The following is an 18,058-nucleotide window of genomic DNA, read 5'->3' on the forward strand; positions in this document are numbered from 1 at the left end:
CTTCTTGCGTGAGCATCTTTCTTGTCACTTCATCAGGCATGACTCGGAAAAGGTCATGCAGTGCACGCGTGCAGCGCCGGCGTTACTCGACAGAATCATTTTCCGTTGATTTTCGGGCGCGTGCTGATGGCCAACCAGGGCGATAGCGACCGCGAGTCCCATGCGACGCCTCGCCAGATACCTCAAATCGTCCATCGCAACGCTTCCCGTCTGCTTCGTCACATTGCGCCGCCACGTACACCGTATCGACGCTGTAACGTTTTTGGCGCGATTTTCCCGTTCCGTGCGCTTTCCATGGCCGGTGGCCGTTGCGGCAGCGTGATTGCGCGACTGGCACGTTGTTAGCTTCATCGGTTGTGGTGGGAACGACAGCTACCGCGCGTTTGCGATCGTCCGACGAATCGATGTACTTGTGTTGCCGAGACGTGTCCGAAACGCGGCACGTTCGCTCTCCCCCTTAGCCGATGGCGCCACACGGCCCGGCCGCCGACCGCCCGATCTCGATGGGTGGAGCGCGGCGGCGGCGACGTGTCGGGCATCGGCAGTCATCCCACCTCCGTCGGGAGAGAACAATGTTGGCCAAGTCAATTCGGGTCCTACGAGCCCTTCTGATCGTCTTTTCCGTTTGCCTGATGACGTTCGCAGCCGGGCCGGCGAATGCGCTGTCGAACCAGTTGCTGTTGCTGCTGCCGGACAACTTTACGTTGCCGGATCCGCGTGTGTCCGCGTGGCTCGATTCGGCGGCGGAGGAGGGGTTGCAAATCTCGCTCATCAGCGACACGCAATTCAAGCAGGGCGGCACGTCGCTGCAGCAGTATCAGGGGCTCATCCTGCCGGACCAGGTGCATACGGTCGCCGACGATACGCTCGTGACCGCTATCCAGAACTACGCGCTGAACGGCGGGCGCGTGATGCTCGTCTATGATTTCGGTGTGCTGAACGCGACGGGATTTTATCCGGCCGGGCAATCGCGATTCAGCTCGATGGCCGGCGTCAACTACGTGCTCTACGATACGCTCGGCGGAAGCATGATCGGCCTCGGCCCCGTGACCGGGATGGGCAGCACGCTGCGCGCGCTGCAGGTTCCGCCCGGGAAGTCCATGACATGGTCCGGTTCGACGACGGCCGCGACGACGTTGGCTGCCACCACGTCGACTTCCTCGACCGGCTCGACGACGAATCAGCTGCTGTTCCTGCAGCCGAGCACATCGAACCCGGGCGGGCTTGCCGGGTACAACCATCAGACGTACTTCACGTACAAGATGGATAACGGGCGCATGACCGGCGTGCCGTTGAATCTTGGCCGCGTGTCGACAGGCGGCAAGGTCAGATCCGGATCGTATGCGCCGACATCGACGATGCTGTCGTCGGTATCGACTGCGGTGAGTGGCGCGGCGTCGCTCGCGACTGCGACGCCGTCGGCGACGACGGACGTACTCGAAGGCATTTCCGGCTACGTATACGGCTTCCTCACGTATCCGAGCTACGTCACGCAGGGCACGTATACCGGTACGACGCTGCTGACGTCGCCGAACTTCGGTCTCGTCGCCGGCTATCAGGCGTACGGAAACGGCGGCGTGATGTTCGTCAACCTGCCGCTCGCGTATCTCGACGGACAAACCGACAGCATGCCGATCCACGGCTTCCTGCGTTACTTCACGACGAACATCCTGTCGATGCCGCACCTGTCGCTGCAGCCGCGCGCGCAGGCCGGGATGGTCCTGAACTGGCACTTCTGCGCGGAAGACCAGATCCAGCCTGCGCAGTACCTGAAGAACTTCGGTATCTGGAACAGCGGCCCGTACTCGATCGTGATGACGGCCGGCCCGGACGACGTGACGATCGGCGACGGTCTCGGGATCAACCTGACGAACAATACGCAGGCGAAGCAACTGGTCGCGTTCCTGCTCAAGCGCGGGCACAAGATCGGCAGCCACGGCGGGTGGGCGCACGACTACTGGGGGGCGAACGCCAGTGAAACGAACGCGAGCACGTTCACGCAATATCTGGTGCTGAACCACAATGCGGTCCAGTCGGTGACGGGCAGGCCGGACGTCGAATGGGCGGCGCCGGAAGGCAACACGCCGACGTGGGCGGTGAACTGGCTCGAGTCGAACGGCTACTCCGGTTACTACTTCACCGGCCATACCGGCAACGCACAAACGCGTGCGTATCGCAACGGTTCGCTGCTGAATCCGGGCATCTGGGCGTTTCCGGTGATGCCGTTCGGCAAGTATGCGACGTTCGAGGAGTTCCAGGAGTTCGCGGTGCCGACGACGGATGTCCAGAACTGGTATCTGTCGCTAATGGATTTCGTCGTCGCGAACCGCACGAGCCGGCTGATCTACATGCACCCGCTGGGCGCGTCATGGTATCCGAACGTCGTGACGACGTTTCTCAGCTACGCGGCGTCGCTCGCGACGACCGGCCAGTTCAAGTGGTTCACGATGGACCAGCTTACGCAGTTCGACCGGCGCCGTCTGCTGGTGAACTGGACGGCGACCGATACGGGGACCAGCTGGACATTCAGCGCGACGCAGCCGACGAGCCTGCAGGACATGACCTGGCTGCTGCCGAAGAGCACATATCAGTTGCCGAGCGTGAAAAGCGGGAGCGCGACGATCGTCACCACCGATCCGAACAACTGGCTGGTCATCGCGGGCACGGGCAAATCGCTGTCGTTTACGAGCGCGAAGGTGCACTGACGCACATCAGCTCGTCTGCCAACGGGGGAGCATCATGAAGCGAGCTTCGTTCACGCGTGTGTTGCGCACGCTCGTCGTCGTATCGGCGAGCGTCGCGCTCTCGCTCGGTGTGTCGTTCGCGCAGTCCGCGTCGCGAGCGCCGCACGTGTTTGCACGGCCGCCGCTCCATCTGCACGGATCCGCGAAACGGAACCCGGTCGGCCTGTCGCCGCAGCAGATCCGCCGTTTCTACGGGTTCGATCAATTGCCGGCGCGCGGCTATGGCGGCGACGATCAGGTCATCGCGATCGTCGATGCATATGACAATCCGAACGTCGAAGCGGATCTGCGGTTGTTCAGCAGCACGTTCGGCTTGTCGCCGTGCGCGTCCCCGCGCTGTTTCACGAAGGTGTACGCGACGCCGGACAAGCGGCCACCGCCCCCCGATGCGCTGTGGGCGCTCGAGAGTTCGCTGGACGTGCAGTGGGCGCACGCGATCGCACCGAATGCGCGGATCGTGCTGGTCGAAGCCGCATCGAGCTCGCTGGATGATTTGATGAGCGCAATCGCGCTCGCGACGCGTCCTGCGCCGGACGGCGTCGGCGCGAAGGTCGTGTCGATCAGCTGGGGGACCGCCGAATTTCTGGCCGAAACCCAATACGACGGGCAACTCGCCAGCGCGAACGGCGTGTCGTTCGTCGCCGCGTCCGGCGACGGCGGCAATGGTGTCGACTACCCGGCCGCGTCGCCGTACGTGTTGAGCGTCGGCGGCACTTCGATCGCGATCGATGCAAGCGGTGCCTACGCCGGCGAAACGGCGTGGGCCGGAAGCGGCGGCGGACAGAGCGCCGTCGAGCCGGAGCCGACGTATCAGTCGAACTTCGGGACGCCATCGGATAGCCTCGGGCTGCGCGGCGTGCCCGACGTCGCTTATGACAGCGACCCGGCGTCAGGCTTCGCGGTCTACGATTCATACGGCTATGCGGGGCAACGCGGCTGGTTCGTCGTCGGCGGCACGAGCGCTGGTGCGCCGCAATGGTCCGCTTTGGTTGCGATCGCAAACAGCTTGCGCATCGCGCACGGCAAGACGACGCTGAACGCAGTGAGCGCAATCCAGAGCGTGCTTTACGGGCTCGCGTCGAGTGCCTACGCGGCGAACTTTCGCGATATCGTCAGCGGATCGAACGGCACATGCGGCACGCTTTGTACCACGGCTGTCGGGTACGACTACGTGACCGGCCTCGGGCGCCCGATCGCCGCCAATCTGATCCAGGCGCTGATGGCTGCGCCTTGACGTATATATGTTTGTGGTCCGAATAAATCAGGCCGGCCCGTGCGCTACGTACGAGACTGTTGAGCAGGAGCGGTTTCCCTGGTATCTCGCGGCGGGTCTGCACTATTCACGATAGTCGTGTTCGCGCATGCGCTCGCGCTCGTGCTCCCGCCACAGGTCATGTTCACGCGGATGACGATGCATCCATGCGTCGTGCTCCCAGTAGCGATGGCCGTCCCAGTAGCGGTCGCCGTGCATGCCGATTGTGATCGACACACCCGGCGCCGGGGCGGGCTCTTCATACCTCGGTGGTGGTTCAACATAGACTTGCGCGAAGGCCGCGCTGGCCGCGACGAGTGCGCTGCCTGCCACGAGTGTCGCCAGAATTCGGCGGTTTGAGAGTGTCATGGGCTTCATCGTGCTGTCCTCCATTCAGTACGGGACAACGAGCACGATTCGTTCCCATGCGGAGCGGCGGACGCTTCGCTTGCCATTTCAACCACGGGATCCGCGTCTCTTCCCAGCGGTGCTGATCCGATCGTCAAACGCACGATGTAACCATTTCCGCCGCGCAGGATATTCAATTACTTCGCGGCACGGAATGGCGAATGATATGAAGGAATTCAGAGCATGATGGCGAGCACGAACACGCACGCGGGAGCGATCCGCAATTCAATCTGTATATGCGTTCGGAGCCGACAAAGCAACACGTACTTGAATTGAAATGAAATGGAAGGAAACCGATAAAAGTCTGACGTGGGGTAACTCGATTTGCGATCGAGAGAGTGAAAATCATCCGTTACCGCAGTGCCGATGTCGGGTCGAACATCGCTTCGCGTCCGACGGGACGCCCCTGCGCGGCATGTCGGTATCACGGCCCCCGCATTAGGCGGCCGGCGCAGGGGTGGCGAGTCGTTTCATCGAGGAAGACCCACGATGTCATTGATCGATCATTCACTCGCGCACATGCAGCAGGTATATGTATTGCTCATTGCGCTAGACTGTTCGACGCCACCAGATCAACATATTGCACTACGATATAACTGATGCGCGTTCGTAACCGGCTATTTCGCCGTCGTATCAATTCAATGGAGACGCCCTCCGAACAGACCGAGCAGCCCGATGACAATCAGGTAGAGCGCAACGATGTAATTGAGGAGGCGGGGTACCACGAGGATGAGAATGCCGGCGATCAGTGAAACCAGCGGGCCGGCGCTGGTGAGCGTGTTCATGCTTCCTCCGCAAGATTGAAAACGATGGGCAGCAGCCTGCCTTGCCTCCGGCACCCGTTACAGAGACACGAGCTTGGCGAGCGTCAAGCCTTTGGCGTCAACTCGCTGTCCTGTCCACAAGCGCGAACGCTTCGACCGGCGCAATCGCCGTGCCTGCACCGACGTTTCATCGCGATTCGGTTCGGCGTGCCGGACCGCAGTTCGAGCATTCGTCACTTTCAAGGAGCAATGTCATGAACAAAGATCAGGTAAAGGGCCGCATCACGGAAGCAAAGGGCAAACTGAAGGAGATGGTTGGCAGGGTCGTGGGAAATCGAACGAGCAGATTGACGGGCAAGGCGGAACAGATCGTCGGCAAGACACAAGCATCATTCGGCGATGCGAAGGAGCGATTCAAGAAGCGGTAGTAGAGCCTCAGGTGGAAGACACCGAACTTGCTTCTCGTCAGACCGAGGTGGCCGGCGCGCATTGAAGCCGCCTTCCGCGGCGTCGCGAAGTATGCGTTGTAAGCGGCTTTGACCCGCGGCCGTAAAACCTATACGGCCCGAAAGCGGGCATTTCAATCTCGCCACTTTCAATCGTGACGGCGCATGCTACGCAGCCGCGCACTTCGACGTTCAGACTGCGTGGGGAAATCTGCAGATGAGCGACCTGACAACGGGACATCAAATACCGGCGCTTCTCCCGGAGTTTCTGCGCCCGGCGACCGTCATCAAGAGAAGAGTCAACGCTATTTTTTCATTGTTCTGAGCGGTCCAAAAAAATATGAGTGAATGATTCGTATGGAAGAAATTGTGTTACCAGACCGATGCCTCCCGCGCAAACCTATCGTCGTGGTATCGATTAATCGGAACAATAAGATACATCTGAAAAAAGTCAAAGACGGACAATGACAGGATCGAGTATTGGTGCAAACGCATGTCGAGTCCCCGATTTTTCGGGAAAGTGACGGATGAAATTAGACAATTAAAATATGACAAGGCCTTGCTGTGTGGTGCCTAATTGGTATGTCTAAAATGTTGTCGACTAACGCTCGGAATTACCCAGGAAATCCAAGCGGTTCAGCCTGCGGGGTGCTGACACTCATTGGTGCCCATGATTTTTTAGATCATGATCAGAGTTGTTCCTTGATTGCCAACGGTCCTGCGTGAAGCCGTGGTATGGATGACGGCGCTTTCATTTTTAGGACAAATCTTATATTGCGGCGTCACCTTGTAATACAGAATCCCGACCAAACAACGTGCGTAACAGTGCGCTCGACCGCTGACAAGTTCGTGCGCGACGCACCTTGCAAGCCTTCTCTATGCTGGTGTTGCTTTCTCAGGGTTTCCCATACGTCACACCTGAGACGGGCAGCAGCGTTGTGAGCCGACGGACATCCTGCGGGATTCTGACGACGACACATGAACGAGAAGCAAATTGTCGGGCTTTGTGCGATGTGTCGACTGAGGCAAGGTCCCGTTCGTGACGCGTCGGCACCTCGCGATTCATCCCAGCGTCGTCACATATCTAAGCTGCATCCATCATGAAAAACATACACGCTTCGCGCTGGACTCAATGGTGTTCGCTCTGTCGTGCATTGCTTCTGGCTGTCTGCGTGGTTTTGCTGCCTGGTGCGGTTGCGTCAACGGTTTGGCAGAAGCCTGTCTTCACCGATGAAGAGCTGCGATGGATCGACGCACACCCGATCGTTCATATAGCAGTCGAGGCGAACTGGAGTCCAATCGAATATGTACGCAACGGACAACATGCTGGTCTTGTCGCCAGTTACCTGAACGCAGTTTCTAGGATGACCGGACTCACGTTCGACACGGTGCCTGGTACGCAATGGGGTCGCGCGTACGACGCGCTCGCTACCGGCAAGGTGGATTTGCTGCCGGGTGTCTGGCGAGAGTTGGTATCTGACCGTGTCGGCAGCGGCGCGCTCGTCAGTTCGCCTTATCTGGTCGGGCGGCTGACTACCGTGACACGTGACAATTCCGCGATGGTCTTCAGTCTGAAGCGGCTCGAAGGTCGGCGTGTCGCGATCAAGGGGCGAGGCGCGGTCGAATACTTCATCCGTCATAGCGATGTCGCGCTCGACGTACTGACGTTCGACACCGAGGAACTCGCACTTGCCGCGGTCGCCAACGACGAAGCCGACGCCGCGCTTGGCATCGATGTCACGATCCTGCCGATCGTTCGCCGGCAATTTCCGGGGCAGCTTTACATGTCCGGCATGCTGGCGGATCGCCCCGTGTCGCTGGCAATGCTCACGCGCGCCGATCTGCCGATTCTGGCGTCGATCATCGACAAGTCGCTCGCTGCGATTCCGGTGAGCGAAGCCGCTGCGATCACGCGGGACTGGGTCGAGCTCGACGACTACGGCGAGCCGACGCTACACTCAATCCTGCATTATCGCGCGCCGCTAGTGGTCGCGATTGCCGCGACGTTGCTGATATTCTCGTTGTTCGCCTATCTCTCCTGGAAATCCCGCGCGGCGGCGATTCGCAGCAAGCGGGACAAGGCGATGTTCCTCGCGTTCGTGAGCCACGAAATCCGCACGCCGATGCAGACTGTTCTGGCGTCGCTCGATTTTCTGCGGCGCTCGCAGTTGCCGCCACAACAGACCGATCGCGTTGATGCAGCCGTGTCTGCGTCAGAAACACTCTTGACGCTGCTGGACGACATCCTGGAATACTCCCGACTTGAGTCGAGCAAGGTGACGTTCGACGCGCAGGTAGTCGCGCTCGAGTCGTGGGCCCGGGAAACTGTCGATATGGTGCGTTGGCGTGCCGAACCCAAGGGAATCGCGATGGTGTTAGACATCGAGATCCCACCAGCGCTGCATGTCGAGATCGATCCGGTCCGCGTGCGCCAGATCATTCTGAACCTACTGGTCAATGCAATTAACTTCACGGACGACGGCATTGTTACGTTGCGTGTTCGCATTGCCATGACCCGCCGAGGGCGAAACAGCACACTGGTACTGGAGGTTCGCGACACGGGAGTCGGCATTTCTGCGGACCCATTCAAGCATCTGTTCGATGCGTATTGGCAAGATGATCGTGCTTCACGTTCCGGCGGAGCCGGCAGCGGGCTCCGCCTCGCGATCTGCCGTGAACTCGTCGAGTTAATGCGTGGAACGATTACGGTCAGCAGTACACCGCGTGTCGAGACCGTCTTTTCGGTCAAGCTGCCGGTCGCAGTCGCGGATAACGTGTCGTCGGCACAGTTAATCGCTCGGGCGCCGGTTCGAGCACCAGCATCCGCCGCCCAATCATGCCAGAAAGTACCGTACATTCTGATAGTCGATGATCACGAAGCCGTACGGGCCTCGCTGCAGGACCAATGCGAGGCGCTGGGTTGCGTCGGCATCATCGCTGACACGGGGGGGGCAGCGTTGCAGCAGCTCGCGCACACGCATGTCGACATGGTACTGCTGGATTGCAATCTCCCAGACGTAGATGGCTACACGCTCGCACGCGCGATCCGTCAACACGAGTTGGCAAGAAAGGGGCGACACGTTCCGATCATCGCCATATCGGCAATCACCGGCGACGCGCACAAGGTGCGTTGCTTCGAGAGCGGCATGGACGGAGTGCTCGGCAAGCCGCTGCGGCTCGAAGCGTTGCGGCAGATGATCGCGATGTGGTGCCCTGCGTATGCGGGTCTTGCACCGGATCAGGTGGCAGCCTCATAGGCTTACGCGCGCGCGTGCTGAAGGGCTTCGATCACAAGTGAACCGGCAGTGTCCGGCTTACCTTCCAGATGGTCGACATGCAGCCATACTGGCCCCTCCGACGTAAACTTGGTTGCATCGACGAGCAGGTTCAGCACGATCTGCAGCGTGCGGACCTGATCGATCAGCAGGGTCAAATTGGCTGGACAAGCAAGTTGCGAGGCGGCAACGGCTGCATCCGTTCGACCTGCCTGTTTCCGCGTGAGTTGAGACTGTTGCAGCAGCTCGAGCGACGAAACGATCGTGTGAGCATCGACGTGCGGATCTCGTGGCTGATGAATGCGAGGAACGTTGCCTTTTCGCGCTCGCTGCGAACCGCAGCGGCGCGTGCGCGCCACGAAAGGAGCGCGATTGCCGCTAGCGCGAATACGGTGGCGCCGGTTGATGTGACCTGCCAGCGTCGGTAGTAAAGGATTGAGCGCAGAGTTGGCTCGCCGCAGTCGGTCCATTCCATCCATCGGCGCGAAATCTCCTCGCCCGTGCGAGCGGAAATCGCGGCAAACGACTTATCGAGAATGGGCGCGAGCACGGGCATGTCGCTGCGGGTTGATCGGGCCAGCGCATAGAGCTGTTGCGAGAATCGAAGAACAGGTTCAGGTGTTCCGGCGCGACCACGGCCATCGTGCCGACGAAGTACGGTTGGCCGACAGTGACGCCGTCGCGATACATCGACACATCCGCGCTTTTCGATACGTCGGGCACAACGTCGATCTTTCCGGAGATCAAGGCGTCTTGCGAGTCCGCCCATGACAGGCCGTTGACATACTCAAAGCGCAATCCGCTCATGCGCGAAATCGCATCGAGGTACGACGGCACGATACCAACTACCTTCCCGTGGTCCCGAAATTCAAACCGCGCCAATGTGGATCGATTGTGGTGCACACCACCGGATGCGCGGCAATCCACGCCTTCTCTTCAGTTGTGAACTGCGGCGAACTGCTTGCCCATCCGAACGTGGGCGTCGGCCAGACGAGTGTGCTCATTAGCATGGCACATCGTTTCAAACTCAGCTTGCTCACGTTGTTCAACCATTGCTGGCCGGTTTGCCGTGGACGGTCCTCAGACGAGTGTCGGACGCCGGGATGGTCGCAGGTAAAACCGAAAAACGAAACCGACGTCATAGGTCGCCTCGTTGTGGAAACGCAGTGCGGCATTGCGATCGCAGGACCTGCGGATGTAGTCACCAGGCTTAAAAATTGCCCGAAAAGCCGGTAAGCTAGTCGAAATAATCATGGATGGCACGCCGCGACAATAACGGGGCTAGTCTTCGCGCCGTATACAACAACGATAGGGGTAACTATGAGGCCTGGGCACCAGCCGATCCGCGTCGTGATTCTGGACGACCATGCCATCGTCCAACTCGGGATTGCGAGTTACCTGACCGAGAAGAATTCCATCGAACTGGTAGCGAGCTTCGCTAAGTCGCGCGACCTGATTCGCTGGCTCGAAGCGAACCACGCCGATGTGGTGCTACTCGACTACACGCTTGGTCCCGACGAGATCGACGGCCTCGATCTCGTCAAGCTCATCAATACGCGCTTCCCCGATTGTCGGATGCTGATGATGTCGAGCAGCGATACGTCAGCGACCGTCAACATGACGATGCGCGCAGGTGCGCTCGGTTTTTTTGGCAAGAGCAATGATCTCGGTGAACTCGCACGCGCGATCCGCGTCGTGGCAAGTGGTCACTCATTTATAAGCACCGAGCTCTCGAACCGGATCACGTGGGGCAAGACGATAGATTCGCGTGGGGCCGAAGCGCGGGCCGCTATCGGTAACGATTCACCGTCGTCCGATTCTGGGGCGTCGGAGGATTTGCTGCTCAGCCCGCGCGAGCATGAAGTGTTGCGGTGCTTTCTTGCCGGGATGTCCGTGTCCGAGATCGCGTCGAAATTCTTCCGAAGTCCCAAGACGATCAGCGCGCAAAAGCAATCCGCATATCGTAAACTCGGTATCCGCAACGATGCCGAATTGTTCGCTGCCCGCAAGTTGGTCGATAAACACTGAATCAACTCCGGTCATGGTTCGCGGCTTGTCATCGTGATCCACTCCGTTGTAGCCATCGCAGCCTGCGGCGCTGGATTGCCAGCGTCGGTCGGCTTACGATTGGTCAAAAACCAGACATTTGAACTTGGCGAGAAGTGGATAATTGAATTTGTGTAAATTTAAATCGGTAATCCGAAGCGTGAACTTTGCGTGTGGAGCACCACTCGCTGAGCGCCAGCAGCGCTTGCGAGATTCACGAATATGACCACGACGGTAGTCTCGTGCGGAGTCAAGGCGTTTGGTTCTTACCAAACCGCGAATATAATGAGTCTGTCGAGGTCGGCGGACTTTCGCTCAAGCCCAAAGCCATCTCGACCACCGGTCAATCTTCTAAATCGGAGTTCCTGCACATACATGGCTACCTATCTCGAGCTGAAAGCCCAAGCCGAAGCGCTGGCACAGCAAGCGGAAGAAGTCCGTCTTGCTGAACTTGACAGCATCATCACGACGATCCGTGAGCAGATCGCCGAATATGGCATTACGCCGGAGCAACTTTTCGGACGGCGCCGCGCGGTTGCGACGAACGTGACTGCGCCGGTTGCGCCGAAGTATCGCGACCCGAAGACTGGCGCAACATGGAGCGGTCGTGGCAGGGCCCCTCAATGGATTGCGGGAGCAAAGAACCGCGACCGGTTCTTGATCAAATAGTGAGTCGAGTTGCCGGTTGAGCACAAAACCGCTAACGCTTGCCGATGGGAAATACTGGGCGACGTGTCGCGAGCGAACGGTCTTCGCTGCCACCGCAAATGGGTATGGTGACGTATTTCCCGGTGCGGAGATGATCGTCAAAGACGGTTGGGCTTCCTTCACCCGTGACGGCGTCGAAGTGTGGAACTGCAGCGCGCAGTACGCCGCAGCTCACTTCGACGTTCAGTCCGCTTAGGAAAATCTGCGGATGAGCGAACTTGTTCAGATTGCGCCCGGCGTTGTGTTCTCATCCGATGTGCTTGGCGCCGATTGGGTGCGAAAGTATCGACCGGACGATGGGAGTCCTCAGTCCACGGACGGGCTGAGCCTGGCGCCAAGAGAGGGCGATCAAGCAGTTCGCACCAGCACACCGGCTCAGTTGTCGTTGTTGTAGAGCATCGTGGATGACAGACGCCTTGTGCCTGCCGGCCTTCGCGTTACCGTCGACATCCCTCCCGAGTCGGTGCCAGACGCCTGTACCTGTTTCGCTCGGGCCTTGCCAATCCTCAATTGCTAGCGCGCGAGAGGTGGGACGCCGGAATGGTGACCTTTGACGCTTCCGATACGGGAGGCGTTTGAAGCGCCTGCCTTCGACTGAATCGTGGATGGGGCGCACGTCTCCATGATCGCCCGGATGCAACGTGTCGGGCAAGATGTCGACCGCGCCTCGGTATCCATTCGAGATCCAGGGCATCTCCCCCTGTTTCGATTTCTGCGCAGTTCGACTCGGTCCGACGTGTGGGGCCAACTACCCGGCTTGGGAACAGGCGCAACGCTCCCGTCAGCTTCCGGTCCGACCATCACTTACGCGTCGTTCAACCAGGGCATTTCTACCGGTGACACGACCAGTTGCCGGAAGTCTCGCTTCAGATCGAAGATGAACCCGACCAGGATCATGGAGTCGGCGTAGGGAATCGGAAAGACCTGCGGATTTTCCGGCGTCCGCAGGGGGCGCTCGGGCGTGTCCGCTGTCGCCGCGGCGTTCTCGCGAACGCTTTCCAGTTCGTCAGCCATGGCCAGGCCAGCGACTTTCAGTACACGGCTCCGCAGGTCGCTGAAAGGTTCAATGCGCGCAGCGTCTTCGTGGTATTCGGGCACTTCATAAACGAACCAGGACATTGTCGTCTCCCATGAGAAGGGGCGTTATTCTAACGCGGCGCGAGGACCGACACCGCCTAGATTCGTGCAAGCGTGTCGTGATCGGCCTCGCCACCGAAATATTTCTCGAGCGCCTCCACGAACACCCCGTTGTCGGCAGTCGCATGCGCGAACAACGTGACCGACGACCGGAATTTCAGGTAATCCGGATACCCGAAGATCGACTGGATCGACTTGCCTTCGGCCTGATTGACCAGTCGTGTGCATTCCCGCAGCCTTTCGCCAAGCAGCGGATGCTGAAGATACGCGACGGCTTCGGCCAGTGTCGAGATCGCGTATCGTTGCGCCATCGCGCTGTCGCCGAGCCCTTCGATCTGCGGAAACACGAACCACATCCAGTGACTTCGCTTGTGTCCGTGCCTTAGCTCGTCGCAGACCTGCGCATACACCGAATCCTGTGCGTCGACAAAGCGCTGAAGATCATGGGGATCGTCCATTTCGCCCTCCGTCCGTTCCGGCGCGGAAAGCTGCCGGAACGTCTATTGTGAGCGTGACCCGGATGGCGTTCAAACGCCACCTTGACCGTGCACTCCCTTGGCTGCGCATCGCGTCCCGCGGCGGCGAGATCGAATTTGCTGCAGTGCACTGCACCGCGTTCGATCGTTGCCGGTGACGTCGCGCATGCCGCCGAATGGCGATGCGTCGGCAACGGGCGTAGCATTCAGACATGCGGCCGGCCGCGATTCTCGCTGACGGATCGGCGGCACACCCCCATCCGGTCGCGGCCGGCCACGCATGACGGCCCGGCAAAGGAAGCTTCGATGCGCTCGCAAGCAACGTCCGTCCCACGCCTGAGACGCTATGGGATCGCGGCTGCGATCGTCATCGCCTGCCTGATCGCCGTCGGGCGCATCACCGGTTTGTTGGTCGATTGGCTCTGGTTCTCGTCAATCGGCTATGCCGGCGTCTTCTGGACGATCCTGTCCGCAAGGGTGCTGCTGTTCGTCGCCGTGTTCGCCGTGTCGGCGGTCGCGATCGGCGCGTCGGGGTGGCTCGCGCATCGTTATGCCAGGCCCGTCGATGTCTGGCAGGTAGCGGACACTTCGTCGACGCGGGCGGAGGATGTCCTGCGAGCCCTGGCAGGGGAGGTCACGTCGCGCATTCCCTGGCGCGCGGTCATCGCTGTGACCGCCGTCATTCTCGGGCTTGCGATCGCCGCCGGTGCGATGTCGAGCTGGGATGTTGCGCTTCGATTTCTGCATCGGGTGCCGTTCGGCGCGCACGATCCGATCTTCGGCAAGGACATCGGTTTCTATCTGTTCGCGCTCCCCGTCTGGATCGTGCTGAAGAACCTGCTGCTGCAAGTGGTCGTCTGCTGCGCGATCGTCGCAGTCGGCGTCTACTGGCTGCGCGGCGACATCATGCTGCGCCCGCCGAAGGGGCTTTCGTCGGCCGCCGCGGTTCAAGGGTCGGCGCTGCTGGCACTCTTCTTCCTGTTGAAAGCCTGGTCCTGGTGGCTCGAACGCTTCCTGCTGCTCTACGACAACAACGGTGTCGTGGTCGGCGCTGGTTATACGGATGTCCACGTGATGCTGCCGGTGTTATGGCTGCTCGTCGGCCTTGCCACTGCGTCGGCCGTTGCGATGGTGGTCAACATGCGCCGGCCCGGCTATCAGTTGCCGGCCGCTGCGGTGCTGCTCGTGTTCGGCACTTCGTTTGCGCTCGGCATCGTCTATCCCGCGCTGTTCCAGCGGTTCTACGTCAAGCCGAGCGAACTGCAGCTCGAGACGCCCTATATCCGGCACAACATCGCGTTGACGAGGCAGGCTTACGGTCTCGCGCAGATCGAGGTCAAGCCGTTCGCGGCCGAGCAGGGCCTGAATCTTGCGTCGCTGCAGGCCAATCGCGCGACCGTCGACAACATCCGCCTGTGGGATGTGCAGCCGCTGATGGATACCTATGCGCAGTTGCAGGAGATCAGGACCTACTACAAGTTCTTTTCCGTGGATATCGATCGCTACCGTCTCGACTCCGGCTACCGGCAGGTCATGCTGTCGGCGCGCGAACTGGAGCATACGATGCTGCCGGAGAACGCCCGAACCTGGGTGAACCTGCATCTTCTGTTCACCCACGGCAACGGCATCGTGATGTCGCCGGTCACGGAGAAATCCACGGAAGGCTTGCCGTCGCTCTATCTGCGCGACATTCCGCCTGTCGCCGATGGCGGACCGGCGATCAACGAACCGCGCATCTACTTCGGTGAAGGCGGGCAGGGCTATGTGATCGTGAAGGGCAGTGTGCCCGAATTCGACTACCCGAAGGGTGATAGCAACGTCTACACGTCCTACAGCGGGCGCGACGGTGTCGCGATCGGCGGTGCGGTACGACGGAGCCTGTTCGCATGGCAGTTCGGCGATCCCAACATCCTGCTGACGCACTACATCACGAACGAGAGCAGGATCCTTCTTCACCGCAACATCCGGGACCGGATACGCACGATTGCACCGTTTCTCGCGCTCGACCACGACCCCTATGTCGTGGCAAGCAACGGACGCCTGTTCTGGATGCAGGACGCCTACACGACCAGCCGCTGGTTTCCGTATGCGCCGCCCGGCGTCGGCGATGGCGCCAACTACATTCGCAACGCGGTCAAGGTGGTGGTCGACGCGTACAACGGAACGGTCGACTTCTACGTCAGCGATCCTTCCGATCCGCTGGTGCGGACTTACGCGCGCATCTTCCCCGGCATGTTCAAGGCGTTCGACGCGATGCCGCAGGATCTTCAACGGCACATCCGCTACCCCGAGGATCTGTTCCTGATCCAGGCGAACCTCTACCGCGCTTATCACATGGATGCGCCGGAAGTGTTCTATAACCGCGAGGACCTCTGGCAGTTTCCTCGTGCGCTGGGCGATATCGACGGGGGCGACGCCGTGAACCGGCAGATGGCGCCGTACTACACGATCATGAGGCTGCCCGGCGACGCGCAGGCCGGCTTCGTGCTCATGCTGCCGATGGTGCCGAGCCAGCGCGAGAACATGATCGCGTGGCTGGCCGCGCGTTGCGATTCGCCCGGGTACGGAAAACTGATCGTCTACGCGTTTCCGAAGGAAAAGCTGATCTACGGGCCCTATCAGATCGAGGCGCGCATCCAGCAGAGCACGGAAATCTCGCAGCAGATCTCGCTGTGGAACCAGATGGGCTCACGCGTAATCCGCGGACATCTCGTAGTCGTTCCGATCGAGCACTCGATCCTCTACGTGTCGCCGCTCTATCTGCGCGCGGCGTCGGGCCAATTGCCCGAACTGAAACGGGTGATCGCCGCCTATGGCGATCGCGTCGTGATGGAGGAAAACCTGGGCGAGGCGCTCGCGGCGCTATTCAAGGAGACGAGGCCGGGACCGGCGGCGGCGCCGGCGGGCGGCGCCGCGGATGTGCGCGCCCGTGACGCGCTCGCCCATTACGATCGTGCGATCGAGCGGCTGAAGGCGGGGGATTGGGCCGGCTTCGGCGCGGAACTCGATGCGCTCCGACCATTGCTCGAAGCGCTGGGCGCCGTTCGAGCGGACAACAAGCAGTGAGTGTGACGCCTGCCTGACTGCCGGTCAGGTCAGTGGTGGCGCGTGCCCATGACTTCGCGCGTCGTCGTATTCCCGCGAAATATCCTTGTTGGTGTAGTCCCCGAGCTTCGATGCGGCGACCACGCTCAGCACCGCGCACGCCAACACATACACCGCGATCGCATACCCCGAATGGTAGTAGGCAAACAGCGCCGTCGCGATCAGCGGTGCCGAGCCGCCTGCAATGACCGAAGCGAGCTGATAACCCATCGACACACCGCTATACCGCGACCGCCTGGTAAACGACTCGGCAATCAATGCCGCCTGCGGCCCATACATCATCGAATGCGGGACCAGCGACAGCCCGATGGCCGCGAAGATCCATACCGGATTCCGGCTATCGACCATCGCGAAGTAGAGAAATCCGAACACGCCGACGGTAGCCGCGCCGATCATGTACATCCGCCGCCGCCCGATCAGATCCGACACATGACCGAACAGCGGAATGGTGAAGAATTCGACCACGGACGCCACCGGCACCGCCGTCAGCCGCAACTCGCGCGTGGCGCCCAGCGCCGTGATCCCGTAAGTGAACACGAACGCGGTAAAGATATAGAACGGCGCCTGTTCGGCCATTCGCGCAAACGCCGACAGCACGATACCCCTCGGCTGCTTGCGCAGCACTTCGAGCATCGCCATTTTCTCGATCCGGCGCTCGGCCAGCAGTTTCGCGAAGATCGGCGTCTCGAGGATATTCAGGCGGATGTAGAGCCCGATCGCGACCAGTACGATGCTGAGGAAAAACGGAGCGCGCCAGCCCCACGTGAGGAAAACGGTGTCCCAGATGCCGATCGTTGCGTCGGTCGGAACGAAGGCCACGGCGAACGTGGCGAGCCCCATCAGCAACAGGGTCACGATCGGCGTGGCCTTGCGTCCGATGCGGTCGCCGTAGTGGCCGAAGATCGCCGCGCCGACCGGCCGCGCGACAAAGCCGACGGCATAGATCAGGATGCCTTGTCGCCATCGAATTGAAGCTCGGTGCCTTCAAGGCTGAGTATAAAAGTCAGATGAGGCTGCACTTGCGCTGGCTCACGAAGCACGAGCAGGAGCCGGGTGAAGCGCCGCCGATCGGCATCATCTTGTGTGCGGGGAGAAAGCAAGAGCAGATCGAATTGCTTGAACTTGGAAAAAGCGGGATCCACACGGCAGAGTCCCAACCGAACTGCGTCGTGAACGGGCGTATCCGCTGAACTGCTTCTCGTTTGCCGCGCTGTTCGTCGATTTTTCTGACCAGCATAGAGTCCAGCTGACTCAGGCACTCGGATTGTGGCCCCATGAAAAAAACGCATTGCGTCTTGGCTTTTCCGTCCACGCCTTTGCCACTGATGATCGCTTCGGAGTGTCAGCGTACGCGTCCAGCGCCCGCGCACGCGTATCTGGTTCACCGCATTGAACGAGTGCCAATCGTCGCCGACCTGCATCACCGCGAGCGGTTTGCCCAGTGTCGGCCGCGCGGCGCAGACCGACAGCTGGATCCGGCCGATCTGCGGCTTCATGATGCCGTCATCGCGCCATGCCGTTCCTGTCTCATCCAGGTTGGCGACATTCTTTCTGACCGCCCGCGCGCTCTAGGGAAACACTGATTAATAGGCGATCGCGCGAGGTGGTCGGCGATGTGGGCGGGGAATGGCCGGATACCGAAGCGAAGCGCCGCCCATTCGGAGAAGTTTGCCCCGAGGATGCACCTTATTTCTCGC

Annotated in this window: 13 protein-coding genes and 3 pseudogenes; 8 read left to right on the forward strand and 8 right to left on the reverse strand. The window is 60.4% G+C overall.

The genetic code is table 11. From position 1 onward, the window contains the following. Positions 1–572 precede the first annotated feature (572 nt). Together HWX22_RS19750 and HWX22_RS19755 are read left to right on the forward strand one after the other, a co-directional pair. A complete protein-coding gene (locus HWX22_RS19750) occupies positions 573–2,705 on the forward strand; it encodes a polysaccharide deacetylase family protein (RefSeq protein WP_175910469.1) in 2,133 nt (710 codons plus the stop codon). 34 nt (positions 2,706–2,739) lie between these two features. Then, positions 2,740–3,978 carry a S53 family peptidase gene (locus HWX22_RS19755; RefSeq protein WP_175910471.1) on the forward strand — a complete coding sequence of 413 codons (1,239 nt, stop codon included), beginning with the start codon at positions 2,740–2,742 and terminating at the stop codon, positions 3,976–3,978. Positions 3,979–4,080: 102 nt separating this feature from the next. On the opposite strand, the gene HWX22_RS19760 is transcribed toward HWX22_RS19755, so the two are convergent. Then, on the reverse strand, positions 4,081–4,374 hold the full coding sequence (locus HWX22_RS19760) for a hypothetical protein (protein ID WP_175910473.1): 294 nt from the start codon (positions 4,372–4,374) through the stop codon (positions 4,081–4,083). A gap of 668 nt (positions 4,375–5,042) precedes the next feature. Further along, complete coding sequence (locus HWX22_RS19765; protein ID WP_081053095.1) at positions 5,043–5,189, reverse strand: DUF3096 domain-containing protein; 147 nt, start codon at positions 5,187–5,189, stop codon at positions 5,043–5,045. Positions 5,190–5,422: 233 nt separating this feature from the next. Here HWX22_RS19765 and HWX22_RS19770 point away from each other — a divergent pair, with 233 nt between their 5' ends. Both HWX22_RS19770 and HWX22_RS19775 read left to right on the forward strand, forming a co-directional pair. Further along, positions 5,423–5,596, forward strand: a complete 174-nt coding sequence (locus tag HWX22_RS19770) for a CsbD family protein (RefSeq protein ID WP_175910474.1) — start codon at positions 5,423–5,425, stop codon at positions 5,594–5,596. 1,118 nt (positions 5,597–6,714) lie between these two features. Continuing rightward, positions 6,715–8,871 carry an ATP-binding protein gene (locus HWX22_RS19775; RefSeq protein ID WP_175910476.1) on the forward strand — a complete coding sequence of 719 codons (2,157 nt, stop codon included), beginning with the start codon at positions 6,715–6,717 and terminating at the stop codon, positions 8,869–8,871. Positions 8,872–8,873: 2 nt separating this feature from the next. Here HWX22_RS19775 and HWX22_RS32275 read toward each other — a convergent pair whose 3' ends face one another. Both HWX22_RS32275 and HWX22_RS32280 read right to left on the reverse strand, forming a co-directional pair. Continuing rightward, positions 8,874–9,368: a hypothetical protein gene (locus HWX22_RS32275; protein ID WP_279610130.1), complete on the reverse strand. Its 495-nt coding sequence runs from the start codon at positions 9,366–9,368 to the stop codon at positions 8,874–8,876. Beyond that, on the reverse strand, positions 9,268–9,816 hold the full coding sequence (locus HWX22_RS32280) for a transporter substrate-binding domain-containing protein (protein WP_347879259.1): 549 nt from the start codon (positions 9,814–9,816) through the stop codon (positions 9,268–9,270). The genes HWX22_RS32275 and HWX22_RS32280 overlap by 101 nt, the downstream gene beginning before the upstream one ends. A 423-nt stretch (positions 9,817–10,239) precedes the next feature. On the opposite strand from HWX22_RS32280, the gene HWX22_RS19785 reads away from it, so the two are divergent. Both HWX22_RS19785 and HWX22_RS19790 read left to right on the forward strand, forming a co-directional pair. Next, entirely contained in the window at positions 10,240–10,917 is a 678-nt protein-coding gene (locus tag HWX22_RS19785; RefSeq protein ID WP_279610129.1) for a response regulator transcription factor, read from the forward strand. Between the two features lie 393 nt (positions 10,918–11,310). Further along, entirely contained in the window at positions 11,311–11,604 is a 294-nt protein-coding gene (locus HWX22_RS19790) for an H-NS histone family protein (protein ID WP_175910481.1), read from the forward strand. An 843-nt stretch (positions 11,605–12,447) separates the two neighbouring features. Here the strand turns inward: HWX22_RS19790 and HWX22_RS19795 are convergent. Beyond that, positions 12,448–12,762: a helicase gene (locus HWX22_RS19795; protein WP_175910483.1), complete on the reverse strand. Its 315-nt coding sequence runs from the start codon at positions 12,760–12,762 to the stop codon at positions 12,448–12,450. Between the two features lie 56 nt (positions 12,763–12,818). Then, entirely contained in the window at positions 12,819–13,238 is a 420-nt protein-coding gene (locus tag HWX22_RS19800) for a DUF1810 domain-containing protein (protein ID WP_175910485.1), read from the reverse strand. A gap of 324 nt (positions 13,239–13,562) precedes the next feature. Here HWX22_RS19800 and HWX22_RS19805 point away from each other — a divergent pair, with 324 nt between their 5' ends. Further along, positions 13,563–16,322: a UPF0182 family protein gene (locus HWX22_RS19805; protein WP_175910495.1), complete on the forward strand. Its 2,760-nt coding sequence runs from the start codon at positions 13,563–13,565 to the stop codon at positions 16,320–16,322. A 24-nt stretch (positions 16,323–16,346) separates the two neighbouring features. Here HWX22_RS19805 and HWX22_RS19810 read toward each other — a convergent pair. Beyond that, a pseudogene (locus tag HWX22_RS19810) lies at positions 16,347–17,309 on the reverse strand (MFS transporter); the annotation flags it as partial. 5 nt (positions 17,310–17,314) lie between these two features. On the opposite strand from HWX22_RS19810, the pseudogene HWX22_RS19815 reads away from it, so the two are divergent. Beyond that, a pseudogene (locus HWX22_RS19815) lies at positions 17,315–17,512 on the forward strand (PDDEXK nuclease domain-containing protein); the annotation flags it as partial. Positions 17,513–17,663: 151 nt separating this feature from the next. Here the strand turns inward: HWX22_RS19815 and HWX22_RS32025 are convergent. After that, positions 17,664–17,883: pseudogene (locus HWX22_RS32025) on the reverse strand (arsenical resistance protein ArsH); the annotation flags it as partial. Positions 17,884–18,058: the final 175 nt, after the last annotated feature.

The sequence above is a fragment of the Burkholderia sp. BCC1638 genome (assembly GCF_902833195.1).
GTDB classification, from domain to species: domain Bacteria; phylum Pseudomonadota; class Gammaproteobacteria; order Burkholderiales; family Burkholderiaceae; genus Burkholderia; species Burkholderia diffusa.